Source organism: Microcoleus sp. AT9b-C3 (genome assembly GCF_036705485.1).
Taxonomy (GTDB): domain Bacteria; phylum Cyanobacteriota; class Cyanobacteriia; order Cyanobacteriales; family Microcoleaceae; genus Microcoleus.
The window spans coordinates 61,911-77,161 of record NZ_JAUBUR010000034.1 but is presented as its reverse complement, the minus strand read 5'-3'; the positions used below and the strand labels follow the sequence as shown (position 1 = coordinate 77,161).

The 15,251-nt window shown below is 44.9% G+C and carries 17 protein-coding genes; 7 read left to right on the top strand and 10 right to left on the bottom strand.

The genetic code is table 11. The features are described 5' to 3' along the window. Positions 1 to 124 precede the first annotated feature (124 nt). Positions 125 to 844, top strand: coding sequence for a hypothetical protein (locus QUB77_RS24995; RefSeq protein WP_333177954.1), 720 nt, complete (start codon positions 125 to 127; stop codon positions 842 to 844). Between the two features lie 177 nt (positions 845 to 1,021). Here the strand turns inward: QUB77_RS24995 and QUB77_RS24990 are convergent, their stop codons facing one another. The 3 genes from QUB77_RS24990 to QUB77_RS24980 all read right to left on the bottom strand — a co-directional run bounded on the left by QUB77_RS24990 (position 1,022) and on the right by QUB77_RS24980 (position 3,445). Further along, on the bottom strand, positions 1,022 to 2,503 hold the full coding sequence (locus QUB77_RS24990; RefSeq protein ID WP_333177957.1) for an ABC transporter ATP-binding protein/permease: 1,482 nt from the start codon (positions 2,501 to 2,503) through the stop codon (positions 1,022 to 1,024). Between the two features lie 42 nt (positions 2,504 to 2,545). Continuing rightward, positions 2,546 to 2,965 (bottom strand): hypothetical protein, encoded by a 420-nt coding sequence (locus QUB77_RS24985; protein WP_333177960.1) that lies wholly within the window; start codon positions 2,963 to 2,965, stop codon positions 2,546 to 2,548. Between the two features lie 66 nt (positions 2,966 to 3,031). After that, positions 3,032 to 3,445, bottom strand: coding sequence for a hypothetical protein (locus QUB77_RS24980; protein WP_333177963.1), 414 nt, complete (start codon positions 3,443 to 3,445; stop codon positions 3,032 to 3,034). A gap of 246 nt (positions 3,446 to 3,691) precedes the next feature. Between QUB77_RS24980 and QUB77_RS24975 the strand changes: the two genes are divergently transcribed. The 3 genes from QUB77_RS24975 (at position 3,692) to QUB77_RS24965 (ending at position 5,563) form a co-directional block, all read left to right on the top strand. Next, a complete protein-coding gene (locus QUB77_RS24975; protein WP_333177965.1) occupies positions 3,692 to 5,065 on the top strand; it encodes an ATP-binding protein in 1,374 nt (457 codons plus the stop codon). A gap of 61 nt (positions 5,066 to 5,126) precedes the next feature. After that, complete coding sequence (locus QUB77_RS24970) at positions 5,127 to 5,336, top strand: type II toxin-antitoxin system HicB family antitoxin (RefSeq protein ID WP_293133322.1); 210 nt, start codon at positions 5,127 to 5,129, stop codon at positions 5,334 to 5,336. A 2-nt stretch (positions 5,337 to 5,338) separates the two neighbouring features. After that, positions 5,339 to 5,563, top strand: a complete 225-nt coding sequence (locus tag QUB77_RS24965) for a type II toxin-antitoxin system HicA family toxin (protein ID WP_293133325.1) — start codon at positions 5,339 to 5,341, stop codon at positions 5,561 to 5,563. 146 nt (positions 5,564 to 5,709) lie between these two features. Here the strand turns inward: QUB77_RS24965 and QUB77_RS24960 are convergent, their stop codons facing one another. The 7 genes from QUB77_RS24960 to QUB77_RS24930 form a co-directional block, all read right to left on the bottom strand. After that, positions 5,710 to 5,943, bottom strand: a complete 234-nt coding sequence (locus QUB77_RS24960) for a hypothetical protein (protein ID WP_333177969.1) — start codon at positions 5,941 to 5,943, stop codon at positions 5,710 to 5,712. Positions 5,944 to 6,119: 176 nt separating this feature from the next. Further along, complete coding sequence (locus tag QUB77_RS24955; RefSeq protein ID WP_333177971.1) at positions 6,120 to 6,896, bottom strand: DUF6816 family protein; 777 nt, start codon at positions 6,894 to 6,896, stop codon at positions 6,120 to 6,122. 244 nt (positions 6,897 to 7,140) lie between these two features. After that, a complete protein-coding gene (locus QUB77_RS24950; RefSeq protein WP_333039443.1) occupies positions 7,141 to 7,548 on the bottom strand; it encodes a ChuX/HutX family heme-like substrate-binding protein in 408 nt (135 codons plus the stop codon). 178 nt (positions 7,549 to 7,726) lie between these two features. Then, positions 7,727 to 8,680 (bottom strand): PhoH family protein, encoded by a 954-nt coding sequence (locus QUB77_RS24945; RefSeq protein WP_333177974.1) that lies wholly within the window; start codon positions 8,678 to 8,680, stop codon positions 7,727 to 7,729. Between the two features lie 374 nt (positions 8,681 to 9,054). Then, a complete protein-coding gene (locus QUB77_RS24940) occupies positions 9,055 to 9,576 on the bottom strand; it encodes a KH domain-containing protein (RefSeq protein WP_333177977.1) in 522 nt (173 codons plus the stop codon). Continuing rightward, positions 9,515 to 9,799 (bottom strand): 30S ribosomal protein S16, encoded by a 285-nt coding sequence (gene rpsP, locus QUB77_RS24935; protein ID WP_006633724.1) that lies wholly within the window; start codon positions 9,797 to 9,799, stop codon positions 9,515 to 9,517. Before rpsP ends, QUB77_RS24940 begins: the two co-directional genes overlap by 62 nt. Before the next feature lie 81 nt (positions 9,800 to 9,880). Further along, positions 9,881 to 11,215, bottom strand: a complete 1,335-nt coding sequence (locus tag QUB77_RS24930) for a D-alanyl-D-alanine carboxypeptidase (RefSeq protein ID WP_333177980.1) — start codon at positions 11,213 to 11,215, stop codon at positions 9,881 to 9,883. 352 nt (positions 11,216 to 11,567) lie between these two features. Here QUB77_RS24930 and plsX point away from each other — a divergent pair, with 352 nt between their 5' ends. From plsX to fabD, 3 genes are all read left to right on the top strand, one after another. Next, entirely contained in the window at positions 11,568 to 12,617 is a 1,050-nt protein-coding gene (gene plsX, locus QUB77_RS24925) for a phosphate acyltransferase PlsX (RefSeq protein ID WP_333178093.1), read from the top strand. 163 nt (positions 12,618 to 12,780) lie between these two features. After that, entirely contained in the window at positions 12,781 to 13,782 is a 1,002-nt protein-coding gene (locus QUB77_RS24920) for a beta-ketoacyl-ACP synthase III (protein ID WP_333177982.1), read from the top strand. A gap of 402 nt (positions 13,783 to 14,184) precedes the next feature. Further along, a complete protein-coding gene (fabD, locus tag QUB77_RS24915; protein ID WP_333177985.1) occupies positions 14,185 to 15,066 on the top strand; it encodes an ACP S-malonyltransferase in 882 nt (293 codons plus the stop codon). The last annotated feature ends 185 nt before the right edge of the window (positions 15,067 to 15,251 follow it).

The window sequence follows — 15,251 nt, the reverse complement described above, 5'->3', positions numbered from 1 at the left end:
TACTAACGAACATACATTTGATTTCCCCAAAATACGTCAATATAGTTACACACAGAAAATCATTTAGGATTGCTATACTTATTGGGAAGTAGTAGACTCAGACCCAAAGGGGTTAAATTGTCGCATGAATTCTTCTTTTGAAGAATTTATGCGTATTGACAACCGCACTCCATTTGATGTTTTTAATTGGTCTGTAGTTGGTGTTTTAAAACAGGGACAGCGTTTTGAAAGCTTTCCTGGTAATGCTGGTGTTACTTTCCGGGATACCAGAGGTTTACCTTGGCTTTTTGTAGGAAAAAGCTACGCTGCTGGTGCGGCGCAAGGTTGTTTTATTCGCGCTAATAGTCAATTTGTCCAACCAATACAGATGTCACCGACTCGCGTACAACCTCAAGCGAGTCAACCGCTCACAAGTTCCACAGCACTACCGATGAAGCTTGGTTTTGACGAAGGATTTGGATCGATTGTAGTACCAGAAAGTGATACCAGAGTATCGGCCTATGGAGGACGCTTAAGGCGATATGATGTTCACATTGCTAAAATGTTTGAAGTCACTCACTTTATGTGTCAGGAGGGGACTTTAACACCCGGTCTTACATGGAATTACGAGGCTGGGGGTGGCACGATTAATATGGGAAGTTTTGTAATAACCTGCCGACTTGCTAATCAAATAGCTAGTGCCTATGGTTTAGGTAAGTCGGAACCTACGAATATTACTTTTTCGGCTGGTGAAATCGGTCGCCCCGATGTCAGAAGCTTCAACATTCCTATCCTAAATATTACAGGTGATAAAGTACCACGCTGGATGACTTTTGTGCAGGGATTTGAGCCAGTGAGCAGGTAGGGCGATTTGTAAGATGTAGGATGGTATTTCAGAAGAATTACAAGAGGTATTGGAAGACTGGATTCTACTTGGCCTTACCATGAATCTCCCTTTGCCCGTCCTTGATAATATCGATATGACAATTAATAAAGAGGTCGCCTGATGCCGCCTTTTTAACTTGTGTTGATGATAAACAAATTACTGAATTGCTTGATCTCTCTGGTATGACCAAGTAGCAATTAATCCAAATACGCCCCAACTCCAAATTAACCACAGCAAGTGTATAAAGATCTGATTATCAGAAGGCAATTTTGCTGCCCAAAATACCAGCTCTCGATAATGGTAAAATGGGGATAGTACCATCAAATTTTGTACAATTTTTGATTCATAAATTGGAAATGCTCCACAGGTTAGAGGAACAACAATTACTACTGACAAGTTAAGGATAGGATCAGCACTCCTGGGGTCGATCAAATATCCCAGTGCTAGACCAAGAATGGCGAAGGGGATAATACCCAGAATTAGGCAGAGAAAGATAACTAGCCAGAAACTCGGATCGCCTGTTATTTGCAGTTGCCAGCTTGCGAGCCCAAAAATTAGTATGAGACTGATGGTACAAAGTAACAGGGATGTCCCTATCTTTGCTATTATGTATGCGATTGGGGGTAAAGGTGTCGTCCTCAACAATTTCAGCCATCCTTCAGAGCGCTCAAGAGCAATTCGTTTGCCCAGACGCTCAATAACAATTGTAAACAAGCTAATTCCAGAAATATAAATTATAGGCTGTATTGCAGAATTTCCTGTCCAACCTATAACTTGCAATAGGGGTATAATACCTACTAAACTGAGGGTGGCAAGGAGAAACAGGGGAGTCCGAATCAATTGTAGTGTTTCAAACCAAAGCTGATTTTGGATAATTGCCAAAATGTTTTGATTGAAAGGCTCTGATTTATTAACGACTCTTTCAAGTAAGGAAACAGGCTCTAACTTTTGTTCTGATTTAGCTATCCGAAACTCTTCAAGTAATTGGCTTTTGTGCGAAGATTCAGAGATTTTTTGCAGGGTAATGTACCGAGTAGCTAAAGTATCCAGTTCATCCGAGTCGGATTTATTGTTTGTCACCATCAAAATGGTGGTTCCCTGTTGGCGACAAAGTTTTATTTGTTTCCAGAATTCTTCATAGCCTTTATCATCTAAGTTCCTCGTTGGCTCGTCAAGGATGAGAAGCCGAGGATTTCCTGCCAAAGCGAGAGCAAAGTAGAGTCGCTGCTTTTGCCCCCCAGATAAATCAGTCGCCCAAGCATCTTCCTTGTACTTGAGATTAACTTTATTCATGAGCTCTTCCCTTGAAAGAGGGTTGGGGTAATAGCTTCGCAGGAGATCAACTAATTCTTTAACTTTGACTTTTGGGGGAACTTGGGTGTCTTGCAAAACTACCCCCAAGCAAATTTTAGAAGAAGAGTTATTTGGTGCAATTCCCATCAGTTTAATCTGTCCCGTACTAGGTCTTGATAAGCCTAAAATTAAATTAAGTAATGTAGATTTGCCGACTCCATTTTCACCGCGCAAAACAATAAAATCATTTTCCTTTACCGTTAGATTGATATCCTTAAGGATTTGATTGACACCAAACCCTTTGTAGAATGATTTCGAGACATTATCAACTTCAACTAGATTCATATTTGGCAAAAAAATAATTTTATTGTTCACACAGTAATAAAGTTAAAATTGCATCAATAACCAAATTCCCATGGCCACAGCAACAGCAGGAACGAGCGGGACACCAAGCACATTAGTGAGGATTATTATAGTTGCTGCCCCCCCTAAAAATCCCAAAAAATTAGTAGCTGTCGTATCACCACTGGCCGTAGTACAAGAAATGCTGAATAAGCAAAATTGGCTTCCTTTAGTGAAAATAAAAAATGTACACGCAGTAGCAAATACTACAATTCCCAGAAAAACCCATTTACCTGCTAAAATTTGCCATCCCAAAAAGCTTAGTGATAACGATGGGGGCTCTGGGCTATTTAAATTTTGCTGAAGTTGCCCAGTAGCAGGAGGAGGAACAACTTGCGAATCACTATTTAAGGGACTATTCGCGAGTTGGGAAGATTGTTGAGATTCATTAGAAACAGGTTCCATTTTTGGTAAATCGCTCCTTAAATAAAGGTATTGTAAATAAGTTATATAAGGCTTTGATTTAGCTTTCTAAGGAGAAAGTGCTGTTCTGATCGCTAACCACAAAGCAATGCTAATTCCTGCGACAACAACTAAAGGTGCATTAGCGATAGTTGCGACAGTTGCAAAACCAATTCCAATACTTACTCCCGTAAGATCGGGATGTTGTTTGATAGAGTCTAATAATTCTTGCATCTTATTCCCGTCCTTTTTACCACTCTTATCAGTTTCTTTTTGAGTACCATTATTACCTTCATTTTGACAATATTTGGGGAGTAAATTATTAGACGAATGAATCATAGGGTTACAGGAATTTTGCACCTGCAAAGTTCCCGCAACTAGGATAGGTGTCCATACCAATAAACATATTAATATAATAGCTTGAAAACGATGATTTATCCATTTTTCAAGCCAAGGTTGGTAAAAATTTTTAATAACTTCCATGATGGGTAGAGCTTCTATTTACAGGACTTACACAAGTGTCATCCATAACTTCGTCAGATGCACCCTAGGGTATGTACTCATTTATAGTTTGCAACATTTAGCGGAAATATAAAACCTAAAATGGTAGGATTTAGTACCCACATTTTCTAACCATCTAGAACCAATTTAGTAGAATTTGGTACAATCCAGTTGACAAAGTAGGATTTGGTAGAATATAGTACACCAAACCTCCCTCAACCCTGACCCATGAATGCTGAAGATGTTGTACAATGGGCTGATAACTTAATTTTTGAGCGCACCGGAGACAATCTCACCCCCCTACAGGAAGCAATACTAACGGGTGTTTGGCAAAGACAAAAATATCCTCAAATCGCTAAAGATTTTCATTGCAGTGAATCTCATGTTAAAAAAGAAGCGGCTAAGTTATGGGAAAAGTTGGGTGAAGAATTAGGAGAAGACCTAAATAAATATACTTTTCGTTCTAAGTTAGAAAAAAGACATAAAATTTCTCAATCGTCCCAAGTGGGTGACAGTTTCTTACAAGAAATTGATATTAAGATTTGTGGTCAATTTATACAAAATATAAAAAATACAGAAACCCGATCGCCCTTTCCCCCAGATTCTCCCCAAAATCAAGCCCGATCGCCCATAATCGATTTAACAGAAGCACCCGAATTAACAAGCTTTTACGATCGCACCTCAGAACTCTCCACCCTCAAACAATGGACATTACAAGCCCACACGCGCTTGATTACCATCTACGGCTTAAGCGGAATTGGCAAAAGTGCGATCGCCCTCAAACTCATCGAACAAACTCAAAGCGAATTTGATTATATTATTTGGTTAACTCTCGCTGACACACCCACACTTTCAACCCTCCAAACCAAACTCAAGCAATTTTTTGGGCGATCGCCACAACCCCCATTACCCACAGTCATCGATTATTTTCGATCTTCTCGCTGTTTAGTAATCCTTGATGACGTACAAAATATTTTTAAAAGCAGTCAATTAGCTGGTCAATATTTAGCAGGCTATGAAGATTATGGCAAATTTTTCAAACAAATTGCCACATCCTCTCATCAAAGTTGTTTAATTCTCCTCAGTTGGGAAAAACCCAGAGAAATTACTGCTTTAGAAGCAGTAAACCTCTCGACGCAAACCTTAAACCTCAAAGGGTTAGGAGAACAAGCAGCAGAAATTTTCCGAGAAAAACAATTAGGAGATGAGGAAAAATGGTCAGACTTGATCGACCTTTACCAAGGACATCCTTCCTGGCTAAATATCATCGCTGCTACAATTTGGGAATTATTTAACGGTAGCGTTTCCCTATTTTTAGCAGATGGAACAGCAGATTTATTTTTAGGTGAGTTAGAGCCCCTTTTAGAATCTCATCTAGAGCGTTTATCAGACTCAGAAAAAAAGGCGTTATACTGGTTAGCCCGTCAAAATGAAGCTGTAGATATTTCGCGACAACCTGCTGATAGTGAATTATCCCAATCAGAAATTTGGCAAGCCATACAATCCTTAGCCCGACGAGGCTTAGTGGAAAAAATGTTAGTAGGAGCGCGATCGATGTTTTTTCTCAATCCCGTATTCAAATCATACATTCAGTGCAGGTGAAATATTATATAATCTATGAGAGATTACATTTCTTACATTTAACGAATAGAAAGCGAATCTTATGAAAACATTTACCGCTATAATCGAAAAAGATTCTGATACCAAGCTTTACGTTGGTTATATTCCTGGATTTCCTGGGGCCCATTCCCAGGGAGAAACCTTGGATGAGTTACACGAGAATCTGCGTGAGGTAATTGAGATGCTCCTAGAAGATGATACTCTGGTCATTCAGACTGAGTTTATAGGTACACAACAGATTGTGATCCGATAAACATGAGCAATATCCCAGTTCTGAAACCACAGGAAATAGTCCGCATACTAGAGAATCTTGACTTTGTAGAGGTGCGTCAAAAAGGCTCACATAAGCAGTTCCGCCACGAAGATGGGCGAGGAACTACTGTTCCTTTTCATAAAGGGCGTGATATATCACCTAGATTGCTTCAGCGGATTGCAATTGATATTGGCTTGACAGTTGAGGAAATGTTGGAGTCACGGTGAGTTGACGTGAACTACGTGACTACTTTTTGCCCAAATTGCAGCAGCAAAACTACCAAAATCAGGAACCGAAACTGCATGGAAACAAACTCCAGTAAAGGCAAAATATGAGGGCAAAGCATAGTTTTTTAAATCGCACTTCTCAACTTCTACATCGATCGCATAAAAGCATTCACCGCATCATATTGGTCCGCCATCCGCGAATAAAACTCGATCGATCGCAAATCCAAATCCGGCAACAATTCGCTCTTACTCACCAACTCATATCCCGTAGAGCGCAAACAATGAACCGAAATTACCCCATCCTCCCAAAACCAAACCTCCTGCACACCCACCCGACGATAGATTTCCAGCGCATCAATTCCACCACTCGTCACTGTCACAAGGAAGATGTTACCAAAGAACCGTGCATTGCAGAGAACAAAGAACCACCGAAGACACCAGCAACTCCCAACATAGCGACAGTTAAACTGATGAGGGTTATTAGCAAAACTGATGTAAGGAGAGACAGGGGCGAAAAAAGTCGATCGTTGCTAGGTCGATCGAGATGACAGCTTAATTATGCCCGCACCAACTCCAACCGATATCGATACAAAGCCACAGGATGCCCGCCAGCAGCAAAATAATCCGGGTCTTGCGGCGACAAATAAATCGCCGTCACTTGATCGGCCTCAATTCTTTTACTCGCAGCATCGCCATTTTCTTCGCCTCCAACAACTCGATAAGCCGTTGTTGTCTCCACCTCGTTTAAATAAATATCAGACTCTCCCCGAAACACCTGCTGAGAAATCTCTGTAGACACAAACTCGCGAGGATTCGGCGTCTCAGTTCCCCGACTGGTAACAATTGAAATTAATTGGCGTTCCCCTTTCAACACAGTAATTTGGCGGTTGGGATTGGTCGGATCGACTTTCACCGAAACTACGCTACTATCGCCTAAATAAGCCTTGGCAATATTCAAACCGTTAAAAGTGCGATCTGCTACAATCTTTTGAGCCTGTTTAAATGTATAATTAGAAATTAACCCAATATTTTTTTCCGGGTGAAATCGCACTTTAAATAATACTGGCTGCTGCAAATACTGGCGGTTGCTTTCAAACCCTGGGGTGACAATATTTGGCGCTAAAGGAGCGGCTAAATCTTCCAAAGTGCTAGCCACATTCCAATCCCCCGCCATCCAGTCTGGATATACCAAATCTCCCTTAGCTACAGCGATAGGAGGCTTGCTTTCCCAATTGGGAAAACTTGATATGCGATCGCCCAAAACCCCCGCCCTCGCCCCGCCACCCCACAGCAACACCAGTAAAACCAAGCAAAAACCCCAAATTACCTTCATACCCAATTACATTAAAACAACTCACCTTAGATTTCTCTTTCTCTTTTCTCTGCGATTTCTGCGCCCTCTGCGGTTCATTAATTCAAAAATTAGACAACAAATCCGTTAAACATCATATTTTATACCATTTTCATAAACAGGCAAGATGCCTGTTGCACAAAAATAAATATTCTGCTTGTGGGGAGTAGGGGTTGTGCATCCTACCCGCCCCAATATGCAATTAAAAGGTGGAAAAGCCTATGTTTTAAAGCGCCTCAACAGGTGCGGGTTCCCAAACTTCCCCGTATTTTTCCTTCAATTCGTGCCAATTTTCCACCTGTCCTGGTTCGTATTCCCCCGGCTTTCCCCACTGCAAAAACGCGCTCAAAGCAGCCTCATTCTGTTCGTCCAGAAAACGGATTGCATAAGTAGTGAAATTGCCTCTTTTCGCCTCACCCGTTTCAAACTTCACCTGTTTTATTTTGTCCATATTTAGGTGAAACTCAAATATTTCGGCGTGCATATTGGCATACTTTCCCTTCGGCAACTCCGCATAAAACAGCTTGTGAATTGAACCGCGCACTTCCAGCACCGCCGCGCTGCTAGTCACGATTAAACGCAGCGTTCCCAACTGTTCGCAAGCTTCCAAGAATTCTTTCAGAGTCGCAGTCATATCAATTTTGGATTGTGGATTGTGGATTAAATCGATGATAATCAAATGAAAGTTAGGAATTAGGAAAAGGAATTAGAGAAAACAGGATAAATTTTTCTTCTCCCTTCTCTCCCAGATAACTAAAGCCTTCCTTCTTCCTTATTTTTACCCGATCGCGAAGTCGAAGGGCCTTATTCCTTCATGTTTCGTGCAGTTCGTAAGCAGCGACAATCCGCTGCACTAAAGGATGTCGCACCACATCCGCCTGAGAGAATTCGCAGAAAGCAATGCCCTCAACGTTGCGTAGAATGTTTTGGGCGACTGACAATCCCGACTGTTGGTTTGGCGGCAAATCTGTTTGAGTGATATCGCCCGTTACTACCATTCTCGATCGAAAGCCCAGACGAGTCAACACCATTTTCATCTGAGCCGGCGTCGTATTTTGAGCTTCGTCCAAAATTACGAAAGCATTGCTGAGAGTGCGCCCCCGCATATAAGCTAAAGGAGCTACTTCGATCAAGCCTCTTTCCATTAAATCGGCCATTTTTTCAGGGTCGATCATTTCTTGCAGGGCGTCGTAAAGCGGGCGCAAATATGGATCGACTTTTTGCTGCAAATCTCCCGGCAAAAACCCTAATTTTTCGCCAGCTTCCACGGCCGGCCTGGTTAAAATTAGCCGTTCGTACTGCTTGCTTAATAGCGCTTGCACGGCGAAAATAGCTGCTAGAAATGTTTTGCCGGTACCAGCGGGGCCAATGCAAAATGTCAGGTCATGCGTGCGTACTGCTTGGACGTATTGCCGCTGCTTGAAGGTTTTGGCTCTAATTTCTTCGCCGCGGCGGGTTCTGGCGAGAACGTCTCGCTGCAAGTCTTGTAAATCGCCTTGGCGGTTGCTATCCAAAGCTTGGCGCGCCGTCTGGATTTCAACTCCGGTAATATTTTTGCCGGATTTCCAATAGTCGGAGAGCGATCGCACTAATTTATGACACAATTCTACTTGGCTTTTTGTGCCGGAAATCAGCAGTTCTTGCCCTCGCATTACCAGGGTAGCACCGGTTTGCTTAGCTATCATTTTCAGGTTTTCTTCTTGATTACCGGCCAGCGACATTGCGCTTTGAATGCTCGGTAACTCTATTGTTAGTTTTTCATTCATGCCAACATAAGCTCCTCCAAATAAGCAATTAAAAGTTAACAACTAAACGTTCAACCCGTCACTATTTGGAAACAAAAAAACGCCCGTTACTAGGTTTTACCTAGTATCTAAGGCGTCTTTTAGATTTAGCTCCCAAATGAGTTTGGTGCTTGAGGCACAAATCAAATCTCCCTTCTATTAAGTCAGGCAATTTTAGATTTTAGATTGGAAATTTTAGATTTTAGATTAACCTGATGCCGCTGACATTTGAAATTTAAAATTTTACATTTGTTTCCGATCGCAAAACCGGCAATTTCAAACTAAACGGCGCTTGTAATACAAAGTCTACAACAGGCAATCTAAAATCTAAAATTATTTCTGGGCTCTGCAGTTAGTTAATAACCGGGAGTATTTCTGCTCGTTCTAAACGTAGGTGTGTTAGTACGGCGAGGTTGTTCTCTCGGAGTTCTGCTAGCTAAGGGACTCGGCGCCGGAGGTGGCGTCCGGGGTCGGAAGTCGCCTCGCGGCTCCCGCGAGCCACGATCTGGACGGTCGCGATCCGGACGATCGCGATCGCCCCTGGGCGGGCCAGATCCACGCTCGCCCGCTTCGCCATCGTATATATCTAAGTAGAGGGACTGACCCGCCGTCTGCGCCACCGCTTCGAGCGTAGTTCTAATTGCCTGAATATTGCGTCCGCCCCTACCGTACACCCGGCCTTTGTCGGGATCTTCAAAAGCAAGCCTAACCCAGACCCGCGATTGGCGCGGGTGCAGTTCGCAATCAACCCGCAAAGAGCCTGGGGTCTCTAAAAAAGGCCCAATTAAAAACTTAACCAGTCCAGCATAGTTGGGACTAGCTGACTGTTGCTGTGCTGGATTCAACGTTGGCTCCGGCTCCGACTTGTTCAAATACATGGGCTTTTCTCAGGATGTCACGCACGGTGTCAGTTGGCTGAGCGCCTTCTTGTAGGCGCTTGACAATCGCTGGAACATCCAGCCTGGTTTCATTATTTCTGGGGTTGTAATAGCCGAGCTCTTCTAGGGGACGGCCGTCGCGGCGAGTAGAACTGTTCATCGCTACAATCCGGTAGCTTGTCTCGCGTTTTTTCCCGTATCTCTTCAATCGCAGTTTGATCATCTTCTTGCACAATAGTCTTGTTCCAATTCTAAGCTATTTTGTCAGCGCTCCTTCCCCGAACTCCAACTCAACCCCTATTTCTTAACCTCCGACCAAAATATCGCTACGATTTGCTGCCCCCAAGGCAGGTCTGGCGCCGTCAATGTGCGGTGTAATTGCTAGTGGCAAAATCGATGCTGTTCCCCACTGCTGCACCAATTTTTGCAAAAATATATCTTGCTGCGCTCTCAAAGAGTCCCAATCGGTGCCGCGATTAATAATTGCAAACCAAACTAAACCCCGATCGCGCGTCGGTATGGCTCCAGCCAAAGCAATCACAGTGTCCAAAGTACCAGTTTTCACCACAGCCGATCGCGGAATGTGTCGGTATTCCAAAGTTCCTCTATCGCGCCCGGACACCGGAAACAAGTCAGCAACTGTCAGCCCAGTCGTCTGAAGGTTGCGGGCGATCGCCTGCAGCATCCCACAAGCCGCCCTCGGAGACATCTGATTTTCCACTCCCAGTCCCGAACCATTAACTAATTGAAGTTCCTCCTCCGGCACCCCCGCAGCCCAAGTCGCTTGCTGCTGCACTATTTTTGCCCCGCCCAAATTGTCGGCCAGCATCTGAGCCATGTCATTATCGCTGTGGACGTTCATCTGCTTGAGAATTTCGGCTAAAGGAAGCGATCGGCGTTTCAGCAACAAATGCCCCGAACTCACAAATTTCTCAGCAATGACGCTGCCGGCCACCGTTACTTGCGGCTTTCTAGTTCCCGGAGCCATCTTAGAATACATTGCCACCACATCCTGTGGCCAACTGCTCCCGTCGAGGGCTTGCCGCAGTATGTCCCCCGCCACCAAAGGATCGGACTCGTAATTCATGCGGAAATTGCCTGTCACCACCAAATTTCCCGCCACACGATTGATACCCATTTGATTGAGAGCATTGCCCACGGCGATCGCCTCCTCCCACACAAACAGCGGATCGCCCCCGCCGCTGACCACTAAATCCCCTTGCAATACCCCATTGCTAATTGGCCCCGTTGCTCGGAACCGCGTTTCAAACTGATAATCCGCGCCCCAAGTCTCCAGCGACGCCAGAGAAGTCGCAATCTTAGTCAGCGAAGCCCCAGGCATCAGCGTCTTCCCCTGCTTACTTACCAATGGCACCATTCCCGCTTGCACCCAAATTCCCTGATTGCCCTCAATCAAGTTCTTGTCTTTCAACTCTTTTAAATATTCCCGCACTGTCGCTTCTGCGGGCAAGTCTGGATTTGCCGCATTTATTCGCCCAAAAGCCAAATCTTCGGCCACCACTAACCCGGGTATCCCTCCCCGCCAAGCCAGCACTGAGGCAGCATTAGGCGCGACAGTGCCTACCCCAGCCATGTCGAGCCACAGAGACATCATCCCTGAGCTAAATAAATCCAGCATTTTTTACTCCTAAAGTCAATCGATTTGAGATTTGAGATTAAAGAATTGAAGAAAGCGCTCCCACTGATAAATCCGGGGGCTTGTGATCGGGATGGGGAGCTTTTTTCTCGCTCCACGGATGAATCCGGCGTTCCCGGACTAAAGTGCTTGCGGTCATGTAAACTATTTCATTGATTTTTTCAATATGCCGTCAAAAATAGTAAAGTAGTGACAAAACAAGTTCTATCAGAGTAGTCGGAAATAAGAATTGTCCGATCGCCCTAGCGAGCCGATTTTAGTTCTTTATTCAGACTTGTGGATTCACGCTCCTGACTTCCTGGTAGAATTTTTAGTGTTTCTCAAACATTGGTCAATGGGATCGACACGCGCAAGAATTGCAATAGACGCTATGGGTGGGGATCATGCCCCCGCCGAAGTTGTAGCTGGAGCGCTTAAGGCACAAGAAGAATTAGGCGTAGAGATTTTGCTGGTGGGCGACCCGCAGCAAATAGAAGACTCGCTCCGGCAACAAGACGCGATCGGCCGCGTCTCTACAGGTCAGCTAGAAATCGTTCCTTCTGAAGGAGCGGTGGAAATGCACGAAGAACCTTTGAGTGCCCTCAAACGCAAGCCCAACGCTTCGATTAACGTAGCGATGAACTTGGTAAAGCAGCAGCAAGCTGATGCTGTGGTGTCCGCCGGTCACTCCGGCGCGGCAATGGCGGCTGCCCTGCTGAGGTTGGGGCGGCTCCCCGGAATCGATCGCCCTGCGATCGGTGCGGTTTTGCCGACAATGGTACCAGGCAGCTCTGTACTTATTCTCGATGTCGGCGCTAATGTGGACTGCCGCCCCAAATTTTTGGAGCAGTTCGCTCTTATGGGAACTATTTACAGCCAGTGCGTGCTGGGCGTCGCCGAACCTAAAATCGGCCTGCTCAACATTGGCGAAGAACCTTCTAAAGGCAACGACGCGGCAGTGCGGACTCACCAGTTATTGGTGGACAATCCGAACATTCCTTTTGTGGGCAATGCCGAAGGCCGCGACGTGCTGTCGGGGAAATTCGACGTGATTGTCTGCGACGGATTTGTCGGCAATGTGTTGTTGAAGTTTGCCGAAGCGGTGGGCGAAGTCGTGGTGCAAGTGCTGAAGGAAGAATTAGTCAAAGGACTCCAACATCAAATTAACGATCCTCTGCTGCAAAAAAGCTTGCAAGGATTTAAGCAGCGGGTAGACCACGTTGAACACGGCGGCGGTTTGCTATTGGGCGTTGCTGGAGTTTGCATTATCAGCCACGGTTCGTCTCAAGCTGGCTCGATTTTTAATGCCATTCGTTTGGCGAAGGAGGCTATTGACAACCAAGTGCTGGAGCGAATTCGATCGTCCAATCAGCAAAGCGCTCTGGAACAAGAAGCTGTGAATTAGAGGCAGTAAGTAGGAATTAAAAATTAAAAATGTAAAATTAAAAATGTCAGCTTAAACCCACTGTTTTGCTTAAAAAAAGTAATTTCAGCAGTTTAAAAAATAATTTTAATTGATAGTTTTTAATTTTTAATTTCTCGATCGAACAGCGAGTAAATGGAGAGGAATGTTGCAGCAATCAGGGTTCGGCATTGCCGTCACAGGTAGCGGTTCTTGTACACCGCAGGTTTCGCTGGATAATAACGGTTTGAGTCAGATAGTAGAAACTTCTGACGAGTGGATTGGGGCGCGGACGGGCATTCGTTCCCGCAGGCTGGCGGACGATCGCACTTCTTTGTGCGATTTAGCGTCGGAGGCATCGCTTCAGGCGATCGCAATGGCAGGAATTTCGCCGACAGATATCGATTTGATTATTTTGGCCACCTCAACTCCTGACGATTTGTTTGGCACTGCCAGTAAAATTCAATATCAGTTGGGCGCGACAAAAGCAGTGGCTTTTGATTTGACAGCAGCTTGTTCGGGCTTTGTTTTTGGTTTAGTTACAGCCTCGCAGTTCATTCGGACAGGGGTTTATCAAAATGTTTTGCTGATCGGAGCAGATATTTTGTCTCGCTGGGTGAATTGGTCGGATCGGGGTACTTGCATTCTCTTTGGAGACGGTGCAGGTGCGGTGGTATTGCAGGCCTCAGAAGTCGATCGCTTTTTGGGATTTGAAATTCGCAGCGACGGCACACAAAATTCGTCTCTAAATTTGGCTTACAAAGCCGAGTCAAAAGAATTAATTGAGGGCGTCAGCGTCGCAGTGGGTGGATTTCATCCCATCACAATGAATGGTCAAGAAATCTATCGCTTTGCCGTGAGAAAAGTGCCGGAAGTCATAGAAAAAGCTATGTTTCGTGCAAATATTAGCACTGCTGAAATTGACTGGCTGTTGTTACATCAAGCCAATCAGCGAATTCTCGATGCAGTTGCCCAAAGGCTAAAGATTCCCCCCGAAAAAGTAATCAGCAATTTGGCGAATTACGGCAATACCTCAGCGGCTTCAATTCCCCTTGCCTTAGACGAAGCCGTGCGTCTGGGTAAAGTTAAAGCGGGCGATACTATTGCTGCTGCTGGTTTCGGTGCAGGTTTGACTTGGGGGGCGGCGATTTTTCAATGGGGAAGATAATATTTGGCGGCCGGTTGTAAACTTGCTCCGGTTATTGTCGGGAGTTCGATCGAGTAAAATACAAATCCTTTAACACGCCATACATAGGACAAGGTTCGCAGCGGTGCACCACCTCGACAGCAGTTATTGACAAGCGCGTGCTGAAATGGAAAATCCTCTATTCTTCGATCGACTTTCCCCGGCTTGAAGCTTGAAAATTGTGCTAAGGCTATTAATCAGATTCAAGTAGCAAAAAAAAATAAACCTGGTAAAAATCACAGTTAGATGTTATAATTGTGAGTCGCGAGTAGATAGTTCGTTAACCGAAAGATAGCGGATACCAGCGAGCGAACTTAGAAGCGGAAAAGAAAGAATTTTTGCAATCACCAATTAGCAACCACCAATTAGCAGATTACCGGAAAAATGACTAAAACAGCATGGGTATTTCCCGGACAAGGTTCCCAGGCGATCGGGATGGGTGCAGACTTATTAAACTTGCCAACAGCCAAAGCCAAATTTGAGCTCGCTAAAGAAATTTTAGGCTGGTCTGTCCCGGAAGTTTGCCAAAAAGAAGAAGCAAAACTATCTCGGACTCTCTACACTCAGCCTTGCTTGTTCGTAGTAGAAAGTATTTTGGCCGACTTAGTGCGAGAAAAAAGCGATCGGCCAGCGGTAGTTGCCGGTCACAGTTTAGGAGAATATGTTGCCCTCTACGCAGCAGGCGTCTTTGACTTTGAAACCGGATTGCGCTTAGTCAAACGCCGCGCCGAACTCATGGACACTGCCTCCGGCGGTCAAATGGTGGCTTTGATCGGGTTCGACAGACAGGAACTAGAATTGCAAATTCAATACAGCCGAGACGTAGTGCTGGCAAACGACAACAGCGAAGCACAAGTCGTTATTTCTGGAACGCCCGCAGCAGTAGAAGATTTGCTTGCCAAAATCAAAGTCAAACGCGCCGTTAAATTGAATGTTTCTGGTGCGTTTCACTCTCCTCTGATGGCCGGGGTGGCGGCAGAGTTTCAACTAGCCTTAAAGTCTGCAAGATTTTCCGATGCTAAAATGCTGGTGCTCTCCAACGCAGAACCGTCAGCCACTACCAGCGCAGCCACTTTAAAGCAGCGGTTGACTCAGCAGATGACCAAAGGCGTGCGGTGGCGAGAAATTTCTATGCAATTGCCACAACAAGGAATCGATCGGGTAGTGGAAATTGGCCCCGGCAAAGTTCTCACAGGTTTGATCAAACGGACTTGCCCGGATTTAGCACTGGTAAATGTTAGCAGTTTTGCAGATTTGCCCGCTTAATCTATGTTTAACCTGTGATGAAATCGCAGGCCATAAAAGTGAGAGTTAACAGGCCCTAAGATTGCCCAAAAATGAATCGCACAACAGGCAAATCCGAATATTGGCTGTTGTGCAAATTGGCGATGGACGATCCAGACAGCTAGAAAATCTTTATCAAAAATGTAGATATCGATCGACCTGATGGG

Bases quoted from the DNA above. Each gene is read 5' to 3' on its own strand.
- QUB77_RS24980 (WP_333177963.1), bottom strand. From the start codon at position 3,445: ATGGAAGTTATTAAAAATTTTTACCAACCTTGGCTTGAAAAATGGATA.
- plsX (WP_333178093.1), top strand. From the start codon at position 11,568: ATGGGATCGACACGCGCAAGAATTGCAATAGACGCTATGGGTGGGGAT.
- QUB77_RS24975 (WP_333177965.1), top strand. From the start codon at position 3,692: ATGAATGCTGAAGATGTTGTACAATGGGCTGATAACTTAATTTTTGAG.
- QUB77_RS24990 (WP_333177957.1), bottom strand. From the start codon at position 2,503: ATGAATCTAGTTGAAGTTGATAATGTCTCGAAATCATTCTACAAAGGG.
- QUB77_RS24985 (WP_333177960.1), bottom strand. From the start codon at position 2,965: ATGGAACCTGTTTCTAATGAATCTCAACAATCTTCCCAACTCGCGAAT.
- QUB77_RS24995 (WP_333177954.1), top strand. From the start codon at position 125: ATGAATTCTTCTTTTGAAGAATTTATGCGTATTGACAACCGCACTCCA.
- QUB77_RS24940 (WP_333177977.1), bottom strand. From the start codon at position 9,576: ATGTATTTGAACAAGTCGGAGCCGGAGCCAACGTTGAATCCAGCACAG.
- rpsP (WP_006633724.1), bottom strand. From the start codon at position 9,799: ATGATCAAACTGCGATTGAAGAGATACGGGAAAAAACGCGAGACAAGC.
- QUB77_RS24950 (WP_333039443.1), bottom strand. From the start codon at position 7,548: ATGACTGCGACTCTGAAAGAATTCTTGGAAGCTTGCGAACAGTTGGGA.
- QUB77_RS24970 (WP_293133322.1), top strand. From the start codon at position 5,127: ATGAAAACATTTACCGCTATAATCGAAAAAGATTCTGATACCAAGCTT.
- fabD (WP_333177985.1), top strand. From the start codon at position 14,185: ATGACTAAAACAGCATGGGTATTTCCCGGACAAGGTTCCCAGGCGATC.
- QUB77_RS24930 (WP_333177980.1), bottom strand. From the start codon at position 11,215: ATGCTGGATTTATTTAGCTCAGGGATGATGTCTCTGTGGCTCGACATG.
- QUB77_RS24945 (WP_333177974.1), bottom strand. From the start codon at position 8,680: ATGAATGAAAAACTAACAATAGAGTTACCGAGCATTCAAAGCGCAATG.
- QUB77_RS24965 (WP_293133325.1), top strand. From the start codon at position 5,339: ATGAGCAATATCCCAGTTCTGAAACCACAGGAAATAGTCCGCATACTA.
- QUB77_RS24955 (WP_333177971.1), bottom strand. From the start codon at position 6,896: ATGAAGGTAATTTGGGGTTTTTGCTTGGTTTTACTGGTGTTGCTGTGG.
- QUB77_RS24920 (WP_333177982.1), top strand. From the start codon at position 12,781: ATGTTGCAGCAATCAGGGTTCGGCATTGCCGTCACAGGTAGCGGTTCT.